General features: G+C 69.8%; 14 protein-coding genes. 13 read left to right on the forward strand and 1 reads right to left on the reverse strand.

Features of this window, described 5'->3' with window-relative positions:
• The first annotated feature begins 2 nt into the window (after nt 1-2).
• From J8M51_RS33660 to J8M51_RS33720, 13 genes are all read left to right on the forward strand, one after another.
• Nucleotides 3-1,064 (forward strand): M14 family metallopeptidase, encoded by a 1,062-nt coding sequence (locus J8M51_RS33660; protein ID WP_267299679.1) that lies wholly within the window; start codon nt 3-5, stop codon nt 1,062-1,064.
• A 77-nt stretch (nt 1,065-1,141) separates the two neighbouring features.
• Entirely contained in the window at nt 1,142-2,248 is a 1,107-nt protein-coding gene (locus tag J8M51_RS33665; protein WP_267299680.1) for an ABC transporter substrate-binding protein, read from the forward strand.
• Nucleotides 2,241-3,380, forward strand: a complete 1,140-nt coding sequence (locus J8M51_RS33670) for an ABC transporter ATP-binding protein (protein ID WP_086752423.1) — start codon at nt 2,241-2,243, stop codon at nt 3,378-3,380. The genes J8M51_RS33665 and J8M51_RS33670 overlap by 8 nt, the downstream gene beginning before the upstream one ends.
• Before the next feature lie 3 nt (nt 3,381-3,383).
• On the forward strand, nt 3,384-4,280 hold the full coding sequence (locus J8M51_RS33675; RefSeq protein WP_086752421.1) for an ABC transporter permease: 897 nt from the start codon (nt 3,384-3,386) through the stop codon (nt 4,278-4,280).
• Entirely contained in the window at nt 4,280-5,143 is an 864-nt protein-coding gene (locus J8M51_RS33680; protein WP_256964042.1) for an ABC transporter permease, read from the forward strand. The genes J8M51_RS33675 and J8M51_RS33680 overlap by 1 nt, the downstream gene beginning before the upstream one ends.
• Nucleotides 5,140-6,522: an aminotransferase class III-fold pyridoxal phosphate-dependent enzyme gene (locus tag J8M51_RS33685; RefSeq protein ID WP_086752417.1), complete on the forward strand. Its 1,383-nt coding sequence runs from the start codon at nt 5,140-5,142 to the stop codon at nt 6,520-6,522. The genes J8M51_RS33680 and J8M51_RS33685 overlap by 4 nt, the downstream gene beginning before the upstream one ends.
• 23 nt (nt 6,523-6,545) lie before the next feature.
• Nucleotides 6,546-7,499 carry a succinylglutamate desuccinylase/aspartoacylase family protein gene (locus J8M51_RS33690; RefSeq protein ID WP_086752415.1) on the forward strand — a complete coding sequence of 318 codons (954 nt, stop codon included), beginning with the start codon at nt 6,546-6,548 and terminating at the stop codon, nt 7,497-7,499.
• Nucleotides 7,496-8,956 carry an aldehyde dehydrogenase family protein gene (locus J8M51_RS33695; protein WP_086752412.1) on the forward strand — a complete coding sequence of 487 codons (1,461 nt, stop codon included), beginning with the start codon at nt 7,496-7,498 and terminating at the stop codon, nt 8,954-8,956. The genes J8M51_RS33690 and J8M51_RS33695 overlap by 4 nt, the downstream gene beginning before the upstream one ends.
• Nucleotides 8,953-9,891 (forward strand): aldo/keto reductase, encoded by a 939-nt coding sequence (locus tag J8M51_RS33700; protein WP_086752410.1) that lies wholly within the window; start codon nt 8,953-8,955, stop codon nt 9,889-9,891. The genes J8M51_RS33695 and J8M51_RS33700 overlap by 4 nt, the downstream gene beginning before the upstream one ends.
• 44 nt (nt 9,892-9,935) lie before the next feature.
• Nucleotides 9,936-10,601: a haloacid dehalogenase type II gene (locus tag J8M51_RS33705; protein ID WP_059085101.1), complete on the forward strand. Its 666-nt coding sequence runs from the start codon at nt 9,936-9,938 to the stop codon at nt 10,599-10,601.
• Between the two features lie 48 nt (nt 10,602-10,649).
• Nucleotides 10,650-11,933: an NAD(P)/FAD-dependent oxidoreductase gene (locus tag J8M51_RS33710; RefSeq protein WP_086752407.1), complete on the forward strand. Its 1,284-nt coding sequence runs from the start codon at nt 10,650-10,652 to the stop codon at nt 11,931-11,933.
• Between the two features lie 90 nt (nt 11,934-12,023).
• Nucleotides 12,024-13,433 carry an aspartate ammonia-lyase gene (gene aspA, locus J8M51_RS33715; RefSeq protein ID WP_086752405.1) on the forward strand — a complete coding sequence of 470 codons (1,410 nt, stop codon included), beginning with the start codon at nt 12,024-12,026 and terminating at the stop codon, nt 13,431-13,433.
• 49 nt (nt 13,434-13,482) lie between these two features.
• Nucleotides 13,483-14,217 carry an SDR family NAD(P)-dependent oxidoreductase gene (locus J8M51_RS33720; protein ID WP_086752403.1) on the forward strand — a complete coding sequence of 245 codons (735 nt, stop codon included), beginning with the start codon at nt 13,483-13,485 and terminating at the stop codon, nt 14,215-14,217.
• Between the two features lie 53 nt (nt 14,218-14,270).
• Here J8M51_RS33720 and J8M51_RS33725 read toward each other — a convergent pair whose 3' ends face one another.
• Nucleotides 14,271-16,970: a SpoIIE family protein phosphatase gene (locus J8M51_RS33725; RefSeq protein WP_086752401.1), complete on the reverse strand. Its 2,700-nt coding sequence runs from the start codon at nt 16,968-16,970 to the stop codon at nt 14,271-14,273.
• Nucleotides 16,971-16,976 lie beyond the last annotated feature (6 nt).

A 16,976-nucleotide genomic window follows, 5' to 3' on the forward strand; every position in this document is an offset into this window, starting at 1 on the left:
CCATGAACGACACCACGCTCTCCGTCGGCACCCTCGTTGCCGAGCCGGGCACCAAGGACCGCGGTACCGTCCCCGCCGACCTCGGCACCCTCACCGCGGACATCCCGCTGACCCTCGTCAACGGGGCTCGCCCCGGCCCCCGGGTCGTCATCACCGCGGGTGTGCACGGCGGCGAGTTCACGCCCATCGACGCCGTCGTGCGACTGGCGGAGGGGCTGGAGCCCTCCGAGGTGCACGGACAGGTGATCATCTGTCCGGTCGCCAACCCACCCGCCGTGTACCAAGGCCGGCTCAACATCTCCCCGGTCGACGGCGTGAACCTCAACCGCGTCTTCCCCGGCGACCCGGCCGGCGGCCCCACCGAACGGCTGGCCGCCTGGCTCTTCACCCACCTGATCGACGGCGCCGACGTCTACATCGACCTGCACTGCGGCGGCATCGACCAGGTCCTGCGGGACTTCGTCGGCTACCGCGTCACCGGTGACCCCGACCTGGACAAGGCGACCGCCGAACTGGCAGGCTCCTTCGGCATCGAGGACGTCATCCTCGGGCTGACGCCCGAGGGCGGCAACAGCCACGCGGCCGCCGCCCGCCGGGGCATCTCGGCGGTCCTCGTAGAGGTGGGCCAGCTCGGCCGGCGCGACGAGGCCACCGCCCTCCGCCGCGTCGACGGCCTGCTGAAGGCACTTCGCCATCTCGGCGTCCTCGACCAGGACGGTTCCACTCCGGCACCGATCCGCGAGTGGGTCTGGTCCGCCGGCGCCACCGCCGAGGCCACCGGCCTGTGGTACCCGGAGTTCTCCTTCGACGCCGAAGTCATCGGCGAAGTCGCCGAGGGCGACATCCTCGGCCGCATCATCGACCCGACCGACGGCACCGAGCACACCGTCCACGCACCGGCCGACGGCCGGATCTTCTACGGCATGCACGGCCTCACCGTCGCCCCCGGCAAGGAACTGGCCGCCCTGGCCGTCCCGTGGAACCCCGATACGGCCGCGCGAGCCGACACCCTAAGGGCCCCCGGCCTCGGTGCCGGATCAGACGAGGCGGATCCCCGCCCCTAGACCCCCCGTTTCAGCCGCCCCCCTTCCCACGTCCCCAGCCGCCCATTCTTACGGCTTGTACCACCAGGAGGCACCAAATGAAAGATGCCCGAATAGACCGCAGACTGTTCCTTCGAGGAATAGGAGGGGTCACGGCGGGTGTCGCCGCCGCGACCACCCTCTCCGCCTGTGGTACCGGCTCCAGCCGGACCGCCGGTGGGAGTGGTGGCAAGGGCGGCAAGACGGTGGTTGTCCGTGACAGCGGCGGTTCCTACGGCGCCGCGCTGCAGAAGGCGATCTACACGCCGTTCACGCAGGAGACCGGCATCCAGGTGAAGGTGCTGAACCTGGACGACGCCCCGCTGCTGGCGCAGATCAAGCAGGGCCGGCCGCAGTGCGACCTGATCAACAACTCGATGATGTCGCATCTGAAGTACGTCAAGCAGGACGCCCTGGAGGCGCTCGACCTCGACCGGATCAAGAGCGCGCAGAGCGCGAAGATCCCCGAGGCCCAGGTCACCGAGCACGCCGTCGGCCACAGCTTCTACGGCCAGTGCATCGCGTACCGCACCGATGCCTTCGGAGGCAAGAAGCCGGAGTCGTGGGCGGACTTCTGGGACACCAAGGCATTCAAGGGCGGCCGTTCGATGTGCAGCCCGGACGGTGACCTGCCGGAGCTGGAGTTCGCGCTCCTGGCCGACGGCGTCCCGCCGGACAAGCTGTACCCGCTGGACGTCGACCGTGCCTTCAAGGCACTGACCCGCCTGCGGGGCGACATCAAGAAGTTCTGGGACAGCGGCCCGCTCCCCGGCGTGCTGCTCAGCCGCCAGGAGGTCACGATGTCCACCGTCTGGGACGGCCGGATCGCCGACCTGGAGAAGCAGGGTGTCCCGGTCACCCGGCAGCTCAACGGGATGCGCCGCCAGTTCCAGGGCTACGCCATAGCCAAGGGCGCGGCCAACACGGACAACGCCTACAAGCTCATGGACTTCTCACTGCGGGCGGAGAGCCAGGCCGGCCTGGCCAAGGCATTCCCGTCGAACCCGTCGTCCCCGCTGGCCTACGAGAAGCTCACCGAGGACGAGCGCAACGCACTCGCCGGTGCGCCGAAGTACTACGACAAGGGCTTCGACACGGACGTCAACTGGTGGTTGAAGAACGAAGCGGCCGTCACCAAGCGCTGGCTGGAGTGGGCTCGTGGCTGAATTCGGTGTCGCCGCACCGTCGGTGAAGGCGGCCGGCGTCAAGCTGGCCGCCGCGACCGGCAAAGCACTGTCGGTAGTGGCCCTGCGCAAGACCTACGGCGGCGTCGTCGCCGTGGATGAGGCGTCGATGGAGATCGCCGCAGGGGAGTTCGTCACCTTCCTCGGCTCCTCCGGCTCGGGCAAGACCACGACGCTGATGATGATCGCCGGGTTCTGCGAACCCGACTCCGGCACCATCACCGTCGGCGGCCGTGACGTCACCCGCCTCGCCCCGCAGAAGCGAAACCTCGGCTTCGTCTTCCAGCAGTACCTCCTCTTCCCGCACATGACGGTCAGCGAGAACGTCGCCTTCCCGCTCACCCTGCGCGGGGTGGGCAAGGACGAGATCCGTCGGCGGGTGGGGGAGACCCTGGAGATCGCGGGTCTGTCCGGGTTCGGCGGGCGTAAGCCGCGGGAGCTGTCCGGTGGTCAGCAGCAGCGTGTCGCACTGTGCCGGGCGCTGGTCTACCGCCCGCCTGTCATCCTCATGGACGAACCGCTCGGGGCTCTGGACAAGAAGCTCCGTGACCAGCTGCAGGTGGAGATCAAGTCCATCCAGCAGGAACTCGGCCTGACCGTCATCTATGTGACGCATGATCAGGAAGAGGCGCTGGTGATGTCGGACCGCATCGCGGTGATGCGCAACGGCCTGATCGAGCAGTTCGACACACCCCGCGAGCTGTTCGAGCGGCCCAGGACGCCGTTCGTGGCGGACTTCCTGGGTGCGGCCAACTTCCTGCCCGGCCGCATCGAACAGCACACCGATGCCCACACCCTGGTCCGCCTCGACAACTCCGGCGGCCTGCTCAAGGCCCGCCGCCACGACCTCGCCACGGGCACCGAGGTGAAGGTCGCGGTGCAGCCGGGCCGGCTGCGGGCCTCGGCCGCGGACGACGGCTTCTGTTCCGGCACGGTCGAGATGGCCACCTACGTCGGCACCCTCGTCCGCGCGGGTGTGCGCATCGACGGCGGCCAGGGACCGTTGCTGCGCCTGGAGGTCCCCGCCGGCCGCGGGCCGGTTGCTGGCGAGCGGGTCGGGATCACCGCCGATCCCGAGGACATCAACCTCTTCCCCGAAGAAAAGGCGGGGTAAGCCATGGCAGCCACCCTCACCGCAGGCGCTCCCGCCCGCCCGCGCAAACTCCTCGCATCACGCAAGACCCGTGTCGGGATCCTCTACGCCCTCCCGGTCGTCATCTACCTGCTGGTGCTGTTCGTCTACCCGATCTTCTCCACGCTGCTGCTGAGTCTGAAGGACGCGGACGGCTCCTTCACCCTGCACTGGTACGCCGACGCCCTCACCGGCGTGAACCTGTCGGTGCTGTTCACCACACTCAGGATCTCCGCCGAAACAGCCGTGCTGAGCCTGGTGTTCGGGTTCGTCCTGGCCCAGGCGATCTCCCGGCTCAAGCCCGTCTGGGCGGGCCTTGCGATGCTGGTGGTAGTCGTGCCGCACTTCGTGTCCGCGCTGGTGCGCACCTACGGGTGGATCATCATGCTCGGCGACAAGGGCCTGGTGAACGAGACCCTCACCAGCATGTCGATGCCCGGCGCACCCTTCCAGCTCCTCTACAACGAGCTGGGTGTGGTCATCGGAACGACCTCGATGATGCTCCCCTACACGGTGCTCCTCCTCTACGGGGTGATGCGGGGGGTGGACCGGCGTCTGCTGGCGGCCGCCGCCAGCATGGGTGCAGGCAAGGTGACCATCTTCCGCAGGGTGTATCTGCCGCTGGTCGCGCCGGGTCTGGCCAGTGCCGGTCTGCTCAGCTTCATCCTCTCGCTGGGCTACTACATCACCCCGGCCCTGATGGGCGGACCCAACCAGACGATGATCGCCACCCTCATCAACCAGCAGGTCACCAAGGAGAACCAGTGGAACGGGGCCGCCGCACAGGGCGTCATCCTGCTGGTCCTCACCCTGGCCGGACTGCTCCTGGTCAAGGCCGTGACCTCGCTCGGCGCCAGCCGTAAGAAGAGGAGTGGGTCCTGATGGAACTGCGCAAGACCCTCACCGGGCGGATCGCCCTGACCGCCATCGCCACGCTGATCCTGCTGTTCCTGGCGCTGCCGATCGTGGTCATCCTCGTCACCTCCTTCAGCAACAACGCCTTCGCCGCCTTCCCGCCCCAGACGTGGACGCTGAACTGGTACAAGGCCCTGTTCGCCGACGGCAGCAAATGGCCGGCCGCACTCTCCCTGTCCGCGCTGGTCGCCGCCCTGAGCACCGTCTTCTCCCTCGTCATCGGGGTGACCGCGGCGACCGCGCTGGTCCGCAGTGAACTGCCGCTGCGCTCGGCGGTGTTCGCCCTGGTCCTGGGACCGCTGCTGATCCCGCAGATCGTCACCGCGCTCGGACTGTTTCTGCTGTTCGAGCCGGCCGCGATGCTGGGCAGCCCGATCGCGATCGCGCTCGGTCACACCGTGCTGGCCTCCCCCATCGCGGTGCTGATCCTGATCGCGACCCTGCGCGGCATCGACGAACGTCTGGAGGACGCCGCGGCCAGCATGGGCGCCGGCCGGCTCACCATCGCCCGGAAGATCACCTTCCCGCTGGCGGCACCCGGCATGATCGCGGCGGCGATCTTCTCCTTCATCACCAGCTTCGACGAGTTCTACATCTCCCAGTTCCTGTCCTCCGTCGACACTGTCACCCTCCCGGTGCAGGTCTACAACTCCCTCACCTTCGAGATCGACCCCAGCGTCACCGCCGTCAGCGCCATCCTCATCGCCTTCGCCATCCTCGCCCTCGGCCTCGTCGCCCTGGTCCGCTGGCTCGGCTCCGGACGACAGGACTCCCTCCTCTCGGTGGAGAACACGGTCGGCGTCGCCAACCCCGGAGGCGAAGCCGTATGACCACCGCCGCCGCTCAGACGACCGCGGCCACCGCTCAGCGGCACCTGCTGCTGAACATGACCGCCAACGGATCGCTCGGCGACGAGGGCCAAGACCTCCTCGTCGTCCGGCGAGGGGAGGGCCCGTACGTCGACGACGCCGACGGCAGGCGCTACATCGACGGTCTGTCGGGGCTGTACTGCTGCCAACTCGGCTACTCCTACGGCCCCGAGTTCGCCGAGGCCGCCGAACGGCAACTGCGCGAGCTGTGCTACAGCCCGCTGTGGACCGGCTCCGCGCACCCCACGGCGATCGAGCTCGCAGAGCGCCTGTCCCGGATCGCCCCCGTCGACATCGAGCACACCTTCTTCTCGAGCGGTGGCGCCGAAGCGGTCGAGACCGCCTGGAAGATCGCCCGCCAGTACCACGCCCTGCGCGGGGAGCCGGGACGGGTGAAGGCGATCGCCCGGCGCGGCGCCTACCACGGGCTGACCGTCGGCACCCTGTCGTTCACCGACGAACCCGGTCTGACACAGCCCTACGGCCCGCCGGCGATCGACACCAAGTTCGTGTCGAACACCAACCGCTTCGGCCTCGCACCGGAGTTCGCGGACGACGAGGTGTACGCGGCCTGGCTGCTCGCCGAGCTGGAGGCCACGATTCTGGCCGAGGGCCCGGAGACCGTAGCGATGCTCATCGCCGAACCCGTGCAGAACCGGGGCGGCTGCATCACTCCGCCCCAGGGCTACTGGCAGGGGCTCCGGGCGCTCGCCGACCGGTACGGCTTCCTGCTCGTCGCCGACGAGGTGATCACCGCCTTCGGCCGGATCGGCGAGTGGTTCGGCGGAGACCGTTACGGCGCCCGCCCGGACATGGTCACCGTCGCCAAGGGCATCACCTCGGGATACGCCCCCCTGGGCGCGACCCTCGTCGGCGCCAAGGTCACCGATGTCATCAACCGGCCCGGCGCCGTCCTCAACCACGGCTACACCTTCGCCGGGCACCCGCTGAGCACGGCCATCGCCCTGCGCAACCTGGAGATCATGGAGCGGGACCGGATCCTGGACAACGTCCGCGATCTCCAGGGCGACCTCGCCGCCCGCATGGCGGCCCTCAAGGACCTGCCGATCGTCGGCGACGTCCGCGGCACCGGGTTCTTCTACTCCTGCGAACTCGTCGGCGACCTCGACGGCGGAGGCTTCAGCGACAGGGCCCGCGCCGAACTGATCACCGACCTCATCCCGCGCCGACTGCGCGAGGCCGGCCTGCTGGCACGCGTCTACGACCGGTCCGCGCCGTTGGTCCAGATCGCGCCCCCGCTGATCAGCGACCGCGCGGTCCTCGACCGAATCGCCGCGATCATCGCAGGCGTCCTCGCCGAGGCCTCGTCCCGTATCTGACGCACGTTTTGGGAAGGAACCACATGTACTCCATCGGTCCGCTGACCGTCGCCCCCGGCGAACGCGCCCAGGGCCTGATCCCGGTCGGCACCAGCAGCTACGGCGTGGAGCTCGGCATTCCGCTGATCGTCGTCAACGGCGTCGAGGACGGCCCCGTCCTGTGTGTCGACGCGGGTGTGCACGGCGACGAGTACGACGGCCAGGAAGCCATCCGCCGTGTCCTCGCCGAGCTCGACCCGGCCACCCTGCGCGGCACGGTCGTGGGCATTCCCTGCCTGAACACCCCGGCCTTCGAGGCGGCGGCCCGCGCGAGCGGCATCGACCACCTCAACCTGAACCGGATCTTCCCGGGCGACGCGGAGGGCTCCTACTCGCAGCGCCTGGCCGCGACCTTCGTCGAGCAGGTGGTCCCCGTCGTCGACGCCGTGGTCGACCTGCACACCGGTGGCGCCTACGGTGAGATCGCCCCGCTGGTCATCCTCCAGGGCGGCTACGAGGACCTGGCGACGGACATCGCTCTCGCCGCCGGGCACGAGCTGGTCTGGAAGGGCGGCAAGTGGGGCGGCACGGTCCGCCACCCCGTCCTCGAAGCGGGCAAGCCCGCCATCACCATCGAGTGCGGCGGCGCCACGTACCGCGAGACCAACGTCGAGCACCACATGAACTCGATCCGTAACATCCTGCGCCGGCTCGGGATCATCGAGGGTGAGGCGGTGCTGCGGGAGACCTACACGACCGTCTCCGGCACCTTCGCCCGCTCCGCCGCCGGCGGCTTCTTCGTCGCGCACGCCGAGCCGGGGGAGACCTGCAAGGAAGGCGACCTGATCGCCACCATCACCGACCACTACGGCACCACACTGGAAGAGGTCCGCGCGCCGCAGGAAGGCATCGTGCTCTGGGTACGCCGCATCCGCACGGTCCGCCCCGGCGACGAGGTCGTCATCTTCGGCGAGGTGCTGGGAGAGATCCGGCCATGAGCGACGCGACGCAGCCGACCGAGCTGCTGATCGACGGCAAGCAGGTCCCCGCCACCGACGGCCGCACCTTCACCGTCCTCGACCCGTCGAACGGCACGGCGATCGCCCAGGTGGCACTGGGCGGCAAGGCGGACGTGGACGCCGCGGTGGCCGCCGCCCGTACGGCCTTCACCTCCCCCGAGTGGGCCGGGATGCGGGCCGCCGACCGCGGCCGGATCCTGTACCGGATCGCGGAGGCCATCCGCTTCCAGGGCGAGCGACTGGCGCGGCTGGAGAGCCAGGACGTCGGCAAGCCGCTGCGCCAGGCGAAGAACGACGTCGAGGCGGCGGCCCGCTACTTCGAGTTCTACGCGGGCGTCGCCGACAAGCTCGGCGGCTCGACCGTTCCGCTCGGGCCCGGCCTGATCGACTACACCGTGCGGGAGCCGATCGGGGTCTCCGGTCAGATCATCCCGTTCAACTACCCGCTGCAGAACACCGCGAGGGGCTCCGCCCCCGCGCTGGCCGCGGGCTGCACGGTGGTGCTCAAGCCCTCTCCGGAGGCGCCGCTCACCCCGCTGGAGATCGGCAGGATCGCCCTGGAGTGCGGTCTCCCGCCGGGCGTGCTGAACGTGGTCCCCGGTGACGGCGAGACCGGCGCGGCCCTCGCCGGGCACCCGGACATCGACCAGGTGACCTTCACCGGCTCGGTGCCGACCGGCATCAAGGTCGCGCAGGCCGCCGCCGCCAACGTGGTGCCCTCGGTGACGGAACTGGGCGGCAAGTCCCCGGTCGTCGTCTTCGCCGACGCCGACTTCGACGCGGCGCTCGGTGCCGTCGCCGCCTCCGCCTTCGGCAATGCCGGACAGACCTGTTCGGCCGGCACCCGGCTGCTGGTCCAGCGCGGTGCCGAGGAGTTCCTGGACAAGCTCGTCGCGCACGCCTCCTCCCTCAGCGTCGGCCCCGGACTCAGCGATCCGGACGTCGGCCCGCTCGTCGCCGCACGGCAGCGGGACCGGGTCCTCGACTACCTGGAGGTGGCGCGGGCGGAGGGCGCGGTGGCACGGGCCGGCGGAAGCGCCCCCGCCGACCCCGAGCTGGCCGACGGCTACTACGTGCGGCCGACCGTCCTGACCGGAGTGGACAACCAGGCCCGGTGCGCCCGCGAGGAGATCTTCGGCCCCGTGGTCACGGTCATCGAGTTCGACACCGTCGACGAGGCCCTCCAGATCGCCAACGACAGCCCGTACGGCCTCGCCTCCTATGTGTGGACCCGCGACATCGACAAGGCGATGCGTCTGGCCGAGGGCATCCGCGCCGGCCAGGTCTACGTCAACGCCACCGGAGTCGGCACCGGCGTCGAGCTCCCCTTCGGCGGCTACAAGCACAGCGGCTGGGGCAGGGAGAAGGGCCTCGAAGGACTGGCGAGCTACCTGCAGACCAAGAACGTCTGCATCGGGTTCGGAAACCGGTCATGAGATACCGCACGCTCGGAGAGCGCGGCCCGGTCGTCTCGGTGGTCGGCGTGGGCGGCAACAACTTCGGCAGCCGCCTCGACGAGGACGGCACGAAGGCCGTCGTCCACGCCGCCCTCGACGCCGGGATCACCCTGTTCGACACCGCCGACATGTACGGCGGATGGGGCGATCGGGGCGGCCTCCGCGGCGACGGTGAGCGGCTCCTCGGGGCCGCGCTCAAGGGCCGCCGCGACGAGGTGGTGCTGGCCACCAAGTTCGGCATGGAGATGAGCCGGGAAGCCGACCTCTACGGTCCGCGCGGGGCCCGCCCCTACATCCGGTACGCCGTCGAGGCGTCGCTCAGCCGGCTCGGCACCGACCGGATCGACCTGTACCAGTACCACGAGCCCGACGGCGTCACACCGCTGGAGGAGACGGTCGCCGTGCTCCGGGAACTGGTCGACGAGGGCAAGATCCGGTACATCGGCTGCTCCAACCTCCCGGCCGAACAGATCACGGACGCCTTCGTGTCCACCCAGGAGCGCTACCACCTGCTCGACCGCGGCGCGGAACAGGATCTGGTCCCTGCCTGCCTGCGCCACGGCCTCGGCCTGCTGCCGTACTACCCGCTGGCCAACGGCCTGCTCAGCGGGAAGTACCGCCGCGGCGAGGAGCCCCCGGCCGGCAGCCGCCTGGCCTCGCGACAGGGCTGGCTCACCGACGCGGCCCTCGACAGGACCGAGGCGCTGACCCGATACGGCGCCGACCGCGGCCTGACCCTCCTCCGGGTCGCGGTCGGCGCACTGGCGGCCCTGCCCGCCGTCGGCTCCGTCATCTGCGGAGCCATGACCCCGCAACAGGTCGCCGCCAACGCGGCGGCGGCCGACTGGATACCCGGCACGGCCGACCTGGCCGAGCTGGACGCGATCGTCGCCCCCGGCGAACGCGTCGTCTGAAGCCCCACCCCTTCCGAAAACCCGCGACCCCGAGGCTGGACACCATGCGAGAGATCGTCACCTTCGACGCCTACGCCACCCTGATCAACTTCGAGCTCGGTCCCACCACCCTGAAGGTCCTGGAGGACCGGCTCGACCTGGACAACCTGGACGTCGACGAGTTCCTCGACGACTTCCGCGTGATGCGCTTCCAGGCCGTCCTGGAGGCCTACCGCCCGTACCACGAGGTCCTGCACTCCAGCCTGCGCAACGCCATGCGCCTGCACGGCCTGGAGTACCGGGAGACCGACGGCGAGGCCCTCGTGGACGCCGTGCCCACCTTCGGTCCCTGGCCGGAGGTCCCGGAGGCCCTGCGGCAGCTCAAGACCAAGTACGAGATCGCCATCATCTCCAACTCCGACGACAACCTGATCGCGCGGAACGTCGAGAACATCGGCGTCGAGTTCGACTACGTCATCACCGCCCAGCAGGCCGGCGCCTACAAGCCGGACCGCCAGACCTTCAAGCACGCATTCCGGACCATGGGTGTCGAGTCGTCGCAGGTCATCCACGTCGCCCAGGGCTGGGAGTACGACCACATCCCGACCCGTGACCTCGGCCTGAAGCGCCGCGTGTGGATCAACCGCTACGGCCGCAAGGGCAGCGCCGACTACCAGCCCTACGACGAGCTGCCCGACCTGTCGGGCCTGCCGAAGCTGCTCGGCTGCTGACTGACGGCTCACCGGCGAAAGACACCGAGAACACTGAGGACGCACGCCATGAAGCAGATCCCCTACTGGATGGACACAGCCCCCGCCCTGCCCGACCGTTCCGGGAAGGACCTGCCCGACGAGGCGGATGTGGTGGTGATCGGCGGCGGCCTCACCGGCCTGTCCACCGCCTACCACGCCGCCCGCAAGGGGGCCCGGGTCGTCCTCGTCGAGAAGGACCAGGTCGGTTCGGGCGCCTCCGGGCGCAACGGCAGCCACTGCAACCCCGGCATCACCATCAGCCCGGCCCAGGCACGCAAGCGCTACGGGCAGGAGCGTGCGCGCGAGCTCTACGACGCGTTCCTCGTCGCCGTGGACCTCGTCGAGGAGATCGCGGTCAAGGAGAAGATCGACTGCGACTTCCACCGTGCCGGGCGCCTCGGCCTGGTCTGCAAGCCCCAGCACCTTGAGGGCATGCACGCAAAGCAGCGCGACCTGGCCGAGAACTTCGGCCACGAGACGGTCGTCCTGAGCAAGAGCGAGCTGCGCGCCGAGCTGGGCTCGGACTACTACCACGGCGCTCTGCTCGACCCGCTGGGCGCGGCCCTGCACGTGGGCAAGTTCGTCGTCGGCCTGGCAGACGCCGCCGAGCGTGCCGGTGCCGAGATCCACGAGCGCAACGCCGCCACCGGCCTCACCCGCCTCCCTGGCGGCGGCTTCGTGGTGGAGACCATGCACGGCACCATCCGTGCCAAGCAGGTGATGGCGGCGACGGATGCCTACACCGACAATTCGATGCCGTGGTTCCGCAAGCGGCTGATCAACGTCGGCAGCTTCATCATCGTCACCGAACCGCTCGGGGAGGCGCGCGCCAAGGAGCTCATCCCCAACGGCCGCCTGCTGGTTGCCCACAAGAACGTCGGCAACTACATCCGTCTCACCCCGGACAACCGCCTCGCCTTCGGCGGCCGGGCCCGTTTCGCCCCGTCCAACCCGGCCTCCGACGTCAAGAGCGGTGACATCCTCAAGCGGGAGATGACCGAGATCTTCCCGCAGCTGGCGGGGGTGCGCATCGACTACGTGTGGGGTGGCATGGTCGGCTTCTCCTGGGACCGCATTCCGCACGCGGGCGAGGTCAACGGCCTCTACTACTCCATGGGTTACTGCGGCCACGGGGTCCAGATGGCCACGTACATGGGCCGCGCGGTCGCCGAGATGATGGACGGCAACCCGGAGGCCAACCCGATGCGTGGCTTCGGCTTCCCGAAGGTGCCCGTCCCCTTCTACAACGGCACTCCCTGGTTCCTGCCGTTCGGCGGCGCCTACTACAAGGCGAAGGACCGCCTGCTCTGAGCAGGCACCGACACCGGTGACACCACGGGGGCCTTCCGCACGGCCGCGCGGAAGGCCCCCACTCATGCCTCCCGAGAGAGCCCAAGCCCCATGAACGTCGTCACGCGCATCGAGCACGATCTGCTGGGCGATCGGGACGTTCCCGTCGATGTCTATTGGGGTGTTCACACCCTGCGGGCCACGGAGAACTTCCCGATCACCGGGACGCCGATCTCCGCCCACCCTCACCTGATCGACGCCCTGGCCGCCGTCAAGGAGGCCGCCGCTCTCGCCAACGAGGAGCTCGGTCTGCTGGAGCCGGAGAAGGCCGCCGCCATCGTCGCCGCCTGCCGCGAGATCCGCTCCGGCCGGCTGCACGAGCAGTTCGTCGTCGACGTCGTCCAGGGCGGCGCGGGCACCTCGACCAACATGAACGCCAACGAGGTCGTCGCCAACCGGGCGTTGGAACTCCTGGGGCACGCCAAGGGCGAATACCAGTACCTGCACCCCAACGAGGACGTCAATCTCGGTCAGTCCACGAACGACGTCTACCCGACCGCCGTGAAGGTCGCGACGGTGTTCGCGGTGCGCGGGCTGCTCAAGGCGATGTCCGCGCTCCAGGACTCCTTCGCCCGCAAGGCCGTCGAGTTCCGTGACGTGCTCAAGATGGGCCGTACGCAGCTGCAGGACGCGGTACCGATGACCCTCGGTCAGGAGTTCTCCGCGTACGCCGTCATGATCGACGAGGACCGGTCCCGTCTGGCCGAGGCGGTCGAGTTGATCCATGAGATCAACCTGGGCGCCACGGCCATCGGCACCGGCCTCAACGCCCCCGCCGGTTACGCCGAAGCGGCCCGTCGCCACCTCGCCGACATCACCGGCCTCCAGCTGGTCACCGCCGCCAATCTGGTCGAGGCGACCCAGGACTGCGGGGCATTCGTGCAGATGTCCGGCGTGCTCAAGCGGATCGCCGTCAAGCTCAGCAAGAGCTGCAACGACCTGCGCCTGCTGTCGTCCGGGCCGCGCGCGGGCCTGAACGAGATCAACCTGCCTCCGATGCAGGCCGGTTCGTCGATCATGCCCGGCAAGGTCAACCCGGTGATTCCCGAGGTCGTCAACCAGGTCGCCTTCGAGGTCATCGGCAACGACGTCACCATCACCATGGCCGCCGAGGCCGGACAGCTCCAGCTCAACGCCTTCGAGCCGATCATCCTGCACAGCCTCTCGAAGTCGATCACCCATCTGCGGGCGGCCTGTCTGACGCTCGGCGAGCGCTGTGTGGACGGCATCACCGCCAACACCGAGGCGCTGCGCAGGACGGTGGAGAACTCCATCGGCCTGGTGACCGCGCTGAACCCGCACATCGGGTACACGGCGGCCACCGACATCGCCAAGGAGGCCCTCGTCAGCGGTCGGGGCGTGGCCGAACTCGTCCTGGAGAAGGGCTTGTTGCCCGCCGACACCCTCGCCGGCCTGCTGCGGCCCGAGGTCGTGGCCGGCAGCGGCCAGGTAGCGCCCTGACGGCCGCCGGCACCCGTACCGGCCCGCTCGCGACTGAAGAGGAACGAACATGAGACTACAAGGTGTGAACGCCGTGATCACCGGAGCGTCGAGCGGCATCGGTCAGGCCGTGGCCTCCCACTTCCGCCGCGAGGGTGCCAACCTGCTGCTCACCGGACGGCGGCCCGAGCTGCCCGAGGGGCACCCGGACGATTTCTACCTCCCGGGCGACCTCAACGACGAGGGCTTCGTCTCCGAACTCGCCGCCGGAGCGGCGGAGCACTTCGGGGACGTGGGAGTGGTCGTCCTCTGCCACGGACTTCAGAAGTCCGGCCCGCTCTCGGAGACGACCGCCGATGACGCACGCGACCTGCTCCACAGCAACCTCCTGAGCGCCTTCCTGGTCATGAAGCACCTGATGCCGCTGGCTCCCTGGTCCGGAGGGTCGATGGTGTGCGTCAGCTCTCGCCTCGGGATGGTGGGCATGCCCAACCAGACCTTGTACTCCGCCGCCAAGGGTGGCCTCATCGCGCTCGCCCGCGGCGCTGCCATCGAATGGGCGCCTCGCGGCATCCGAGTCAACGTGGTGGCGCCCGGTCTGACCATGACGCCGATCATCGAGGCCTCGTTCCAGCGACGTCCCGACCCTGCTGCCTACCGGCGCGTCAGAGAGGACTCCATCCCGCTCCGCAGGCTCGCCGCACCCGAGGAGGTCGCCGACGCGGTTCTCTTCCTCGCCTGTCCGGAGTCCTCGTATGTCACCGGTGCCGTCCTTCCCGTGGACGGAGGCTACACAGCGTTCTGAGCCCCACGGCGCGGGCGCCCGTCATGGCAGGGCCTGACCGCGCGTCACGGCGATCACCAGTCCGCGTCGCTCCATTGGTCCAGCAGCGATTCGGCCATGTCCGCGGCTGGTTCGGCCGACGTGCTGTGGAGCGACTGCTCGGTCCAGATCACCTTGCCCCGGGGCAGGTAGCGGGTGCCCCAGCGCTGCGTGAACTGGGCGACGAGGAACAGGCCCCGCCCGCCCTCGTCGGTGTCGGCAGCCCGGCGCAGGTGTGGTGAGGTGCTGCTGCCGTCGGCGACCTCACAGATCAGGCTGGTGCCGTCCCGGAGGATCCGCAGCCGTCTTGGCTCGGCGCCGTAGCGGATGGTGTTGGTGACCAGTTCGCTGATCACGAGTTCGGTTGCGAAGGTGAGCTCCTCCAGCCCCCACTCCGCCAGGCGGCGGGCGACATCGGCTCGGATCCCGGCGACGGCGGCCGGGTCTGCGGGCACTTCCCAGTCGGCGACCAGGGAGGGGTCCAGCAGGTGGGTCCGGGCGACGAGCAGGGCGATGTCGTCGCTCGGGCGGGCCGGCAGCAGGGCGTCGAGTACCGCCTGGCACGTTTCGTCCGGGGTCCGGCCAGGGCCTGCCAGGGCCTCGCGCAGCATGTCGAGACCGGTGTCGATGTCCCGGTTACGGTCCTCGACGAGACCGTCGGTGTACAGGACCAGCTGGGAGCCCTCGGGCAGGGTGAGTTCGGCGCTCTCGAAGGGCAGGCCGCCGCCCAGCCCCAGCGGTGGGGAGACAGGCACCCGCACCTGCTCGACCGTGCCGTCCGGGTGTACCAGGGCTGGTTCCGGGTGCCCGGACCTGGCAAGCGAGCACCGCCCGGCCACCGGGTCGTAGACCGCGTACAGGCAGGTCGCTCCCGTGATTCCGCCGCTGTCGTTCCGCTCGTCGTCGTCCCCTTCGCTGTCGACCCGGGTGACCAACTCGTCCAGATGCCTGATCAACTCGTCCGGTGGGAGATCGAGGGAGGAGAAGGTGCGCACCGCGGTGCGCAGCCGGCCCATGGTGGCCGCGGCGTGCAGGCCGTGGCCGACGACGTCGCCCACGACCAGCGCGACCCGGGCCCCGGGCAGCGGGATGACGTCGAACCAGTCGCCGCCCACGCCGGCCCGGGCGGGCAGATAGCGGTGGGCGACCTCGACGGCGGACTGGTCGGGCACGGATCGTGGCAGCAGACTGCGCTGCAGGGTGACGGCGAGGGCGTGCTCGCGGGTGTAGCGGCGGGCGTTGTCGATGGCCACCGCCGCACGGGCGGCCAGCTCCTCGGCGAAGGCCAGGTCCTCTTCTTCGAAGGCGTCCTGCTCCACACGCCAGAAGTTGACCATCCCCAGCACCACGCCGCGGGCTTGCAGCGGCACGGTGATCAGGGAATGGAGACCGGCATCCAGGATGCGCCGGGCGCGTTCGGGGGCCTGGGCCCGCCAGCCGTGCGAGGCGGTCAGGTCGGAGACCATCACGGGTCGGCCGTGCTGGACGCTGACGGCAGTGGGGTTGCCGGGCAGGAAGCGGATGAGCTCGCCCACCGGGTAGAGCGGCCTGGCCCCCTTCACCCCGTGTACCGCCGTGCGGCGCATCTCAGGGCTTGGCCCGACCGGTTCGTCACCCTCCAGGACCGGATCCTGAAGGTCGACCGTGACGACCTCGGCGAATCGGGGGACCGCCACGGCGGCCAGTTCCTCGGCGGTGCGCTTCACGTCCAGCGTGGTGCCGATGCGCACTCCCGCTTCGTACAGCAGGCGGAGCCGTTCTCCGGTCACGGCTGCCCGGCCCGCCAGGGCCTGCAACTCCGTGGTGTCGCGCAGCGTGGCCACACTGCCACGCCGGCCGCCGTGCCCGTCCACGGGCCGGATGTTGAGCGCGAGCAGTCGGTCACCGGCCAGATGGATCTCGTCAGTGACGGTCCGGCCCGAGCGGAGCAGCTCCGTGGTCCCTGCTTCCAGTCCCAGTTCCGTGACGCGGCGCTGCTCGGCGTCCGCGGGCAGTTCCAGCAGCCGTCGTGCCTCGTCGTTGGCCAGCAGCAGCAGCCGTCCGTCGCCGCCGACGATCAGGACCCCCTCCCGCACCGCGTGCAGCACCGCGTCGTGGTGCTCGTACATCCGGGTCATCTCGGCCGGGTCCAGACCGTGTGTCTGGCGACGCAGACGCCGCGACACCAGTGCGGTACCAGCCGTGACCAGGGCCAGTGCGCCGCCGACGGAACCGAGCAGGAGCGGCATCTGGTGCCGCACGACGGCGTTCACGCTCTTGACCGTGACCCCGACCGACACAAAGCCGACGATCCGCTCCCCACCGGTGTCGAAGACCGGAACCGTGGATTCCACAGCCAGGCCGAGGCTGCCTTCGAAATCCTGGGTGAAGGGCCGGCCGGCAGCCGCCCCCTCGCGAAGGCCGAAGACATGTTCCCCGATCAGTCTCGGGTCCGGGTGGGTCCAGCGGTATCCCCGAGGATCGATCGCGACGACGAAGTCGACGCCCGTCAGCTCACGTGTCTCCTCCGCCCGGGGCTGCAGTACCGCGGTCGGGTCGGCCGACTTCATCGCTGCAACCGTCCCGGGGGCACGCGCGAAGGTCTGGGCGACCCCCAGCGAGAGCTGGCGGGCTTCCTGCGTGCTCGTGTACCGGGCTTGCAGGACGAGCGCCACGCCCGCCGCGGCGGCGAACAGGACGACCAGCACCAACTGCCAGAGGAACACCTGCCCTGCCACGCTGCGCGCGTTCAGCACGGAACG

This window comes from Streptomyces griseiscabiei, assembly GCF_020010925.1.
Lineage (GTDB): Bacteria > Actinomycetota > Actinomycetes > Streptomycetales > Streptomycetaceae > Streptomyces > Streptomyces griseiscabiei.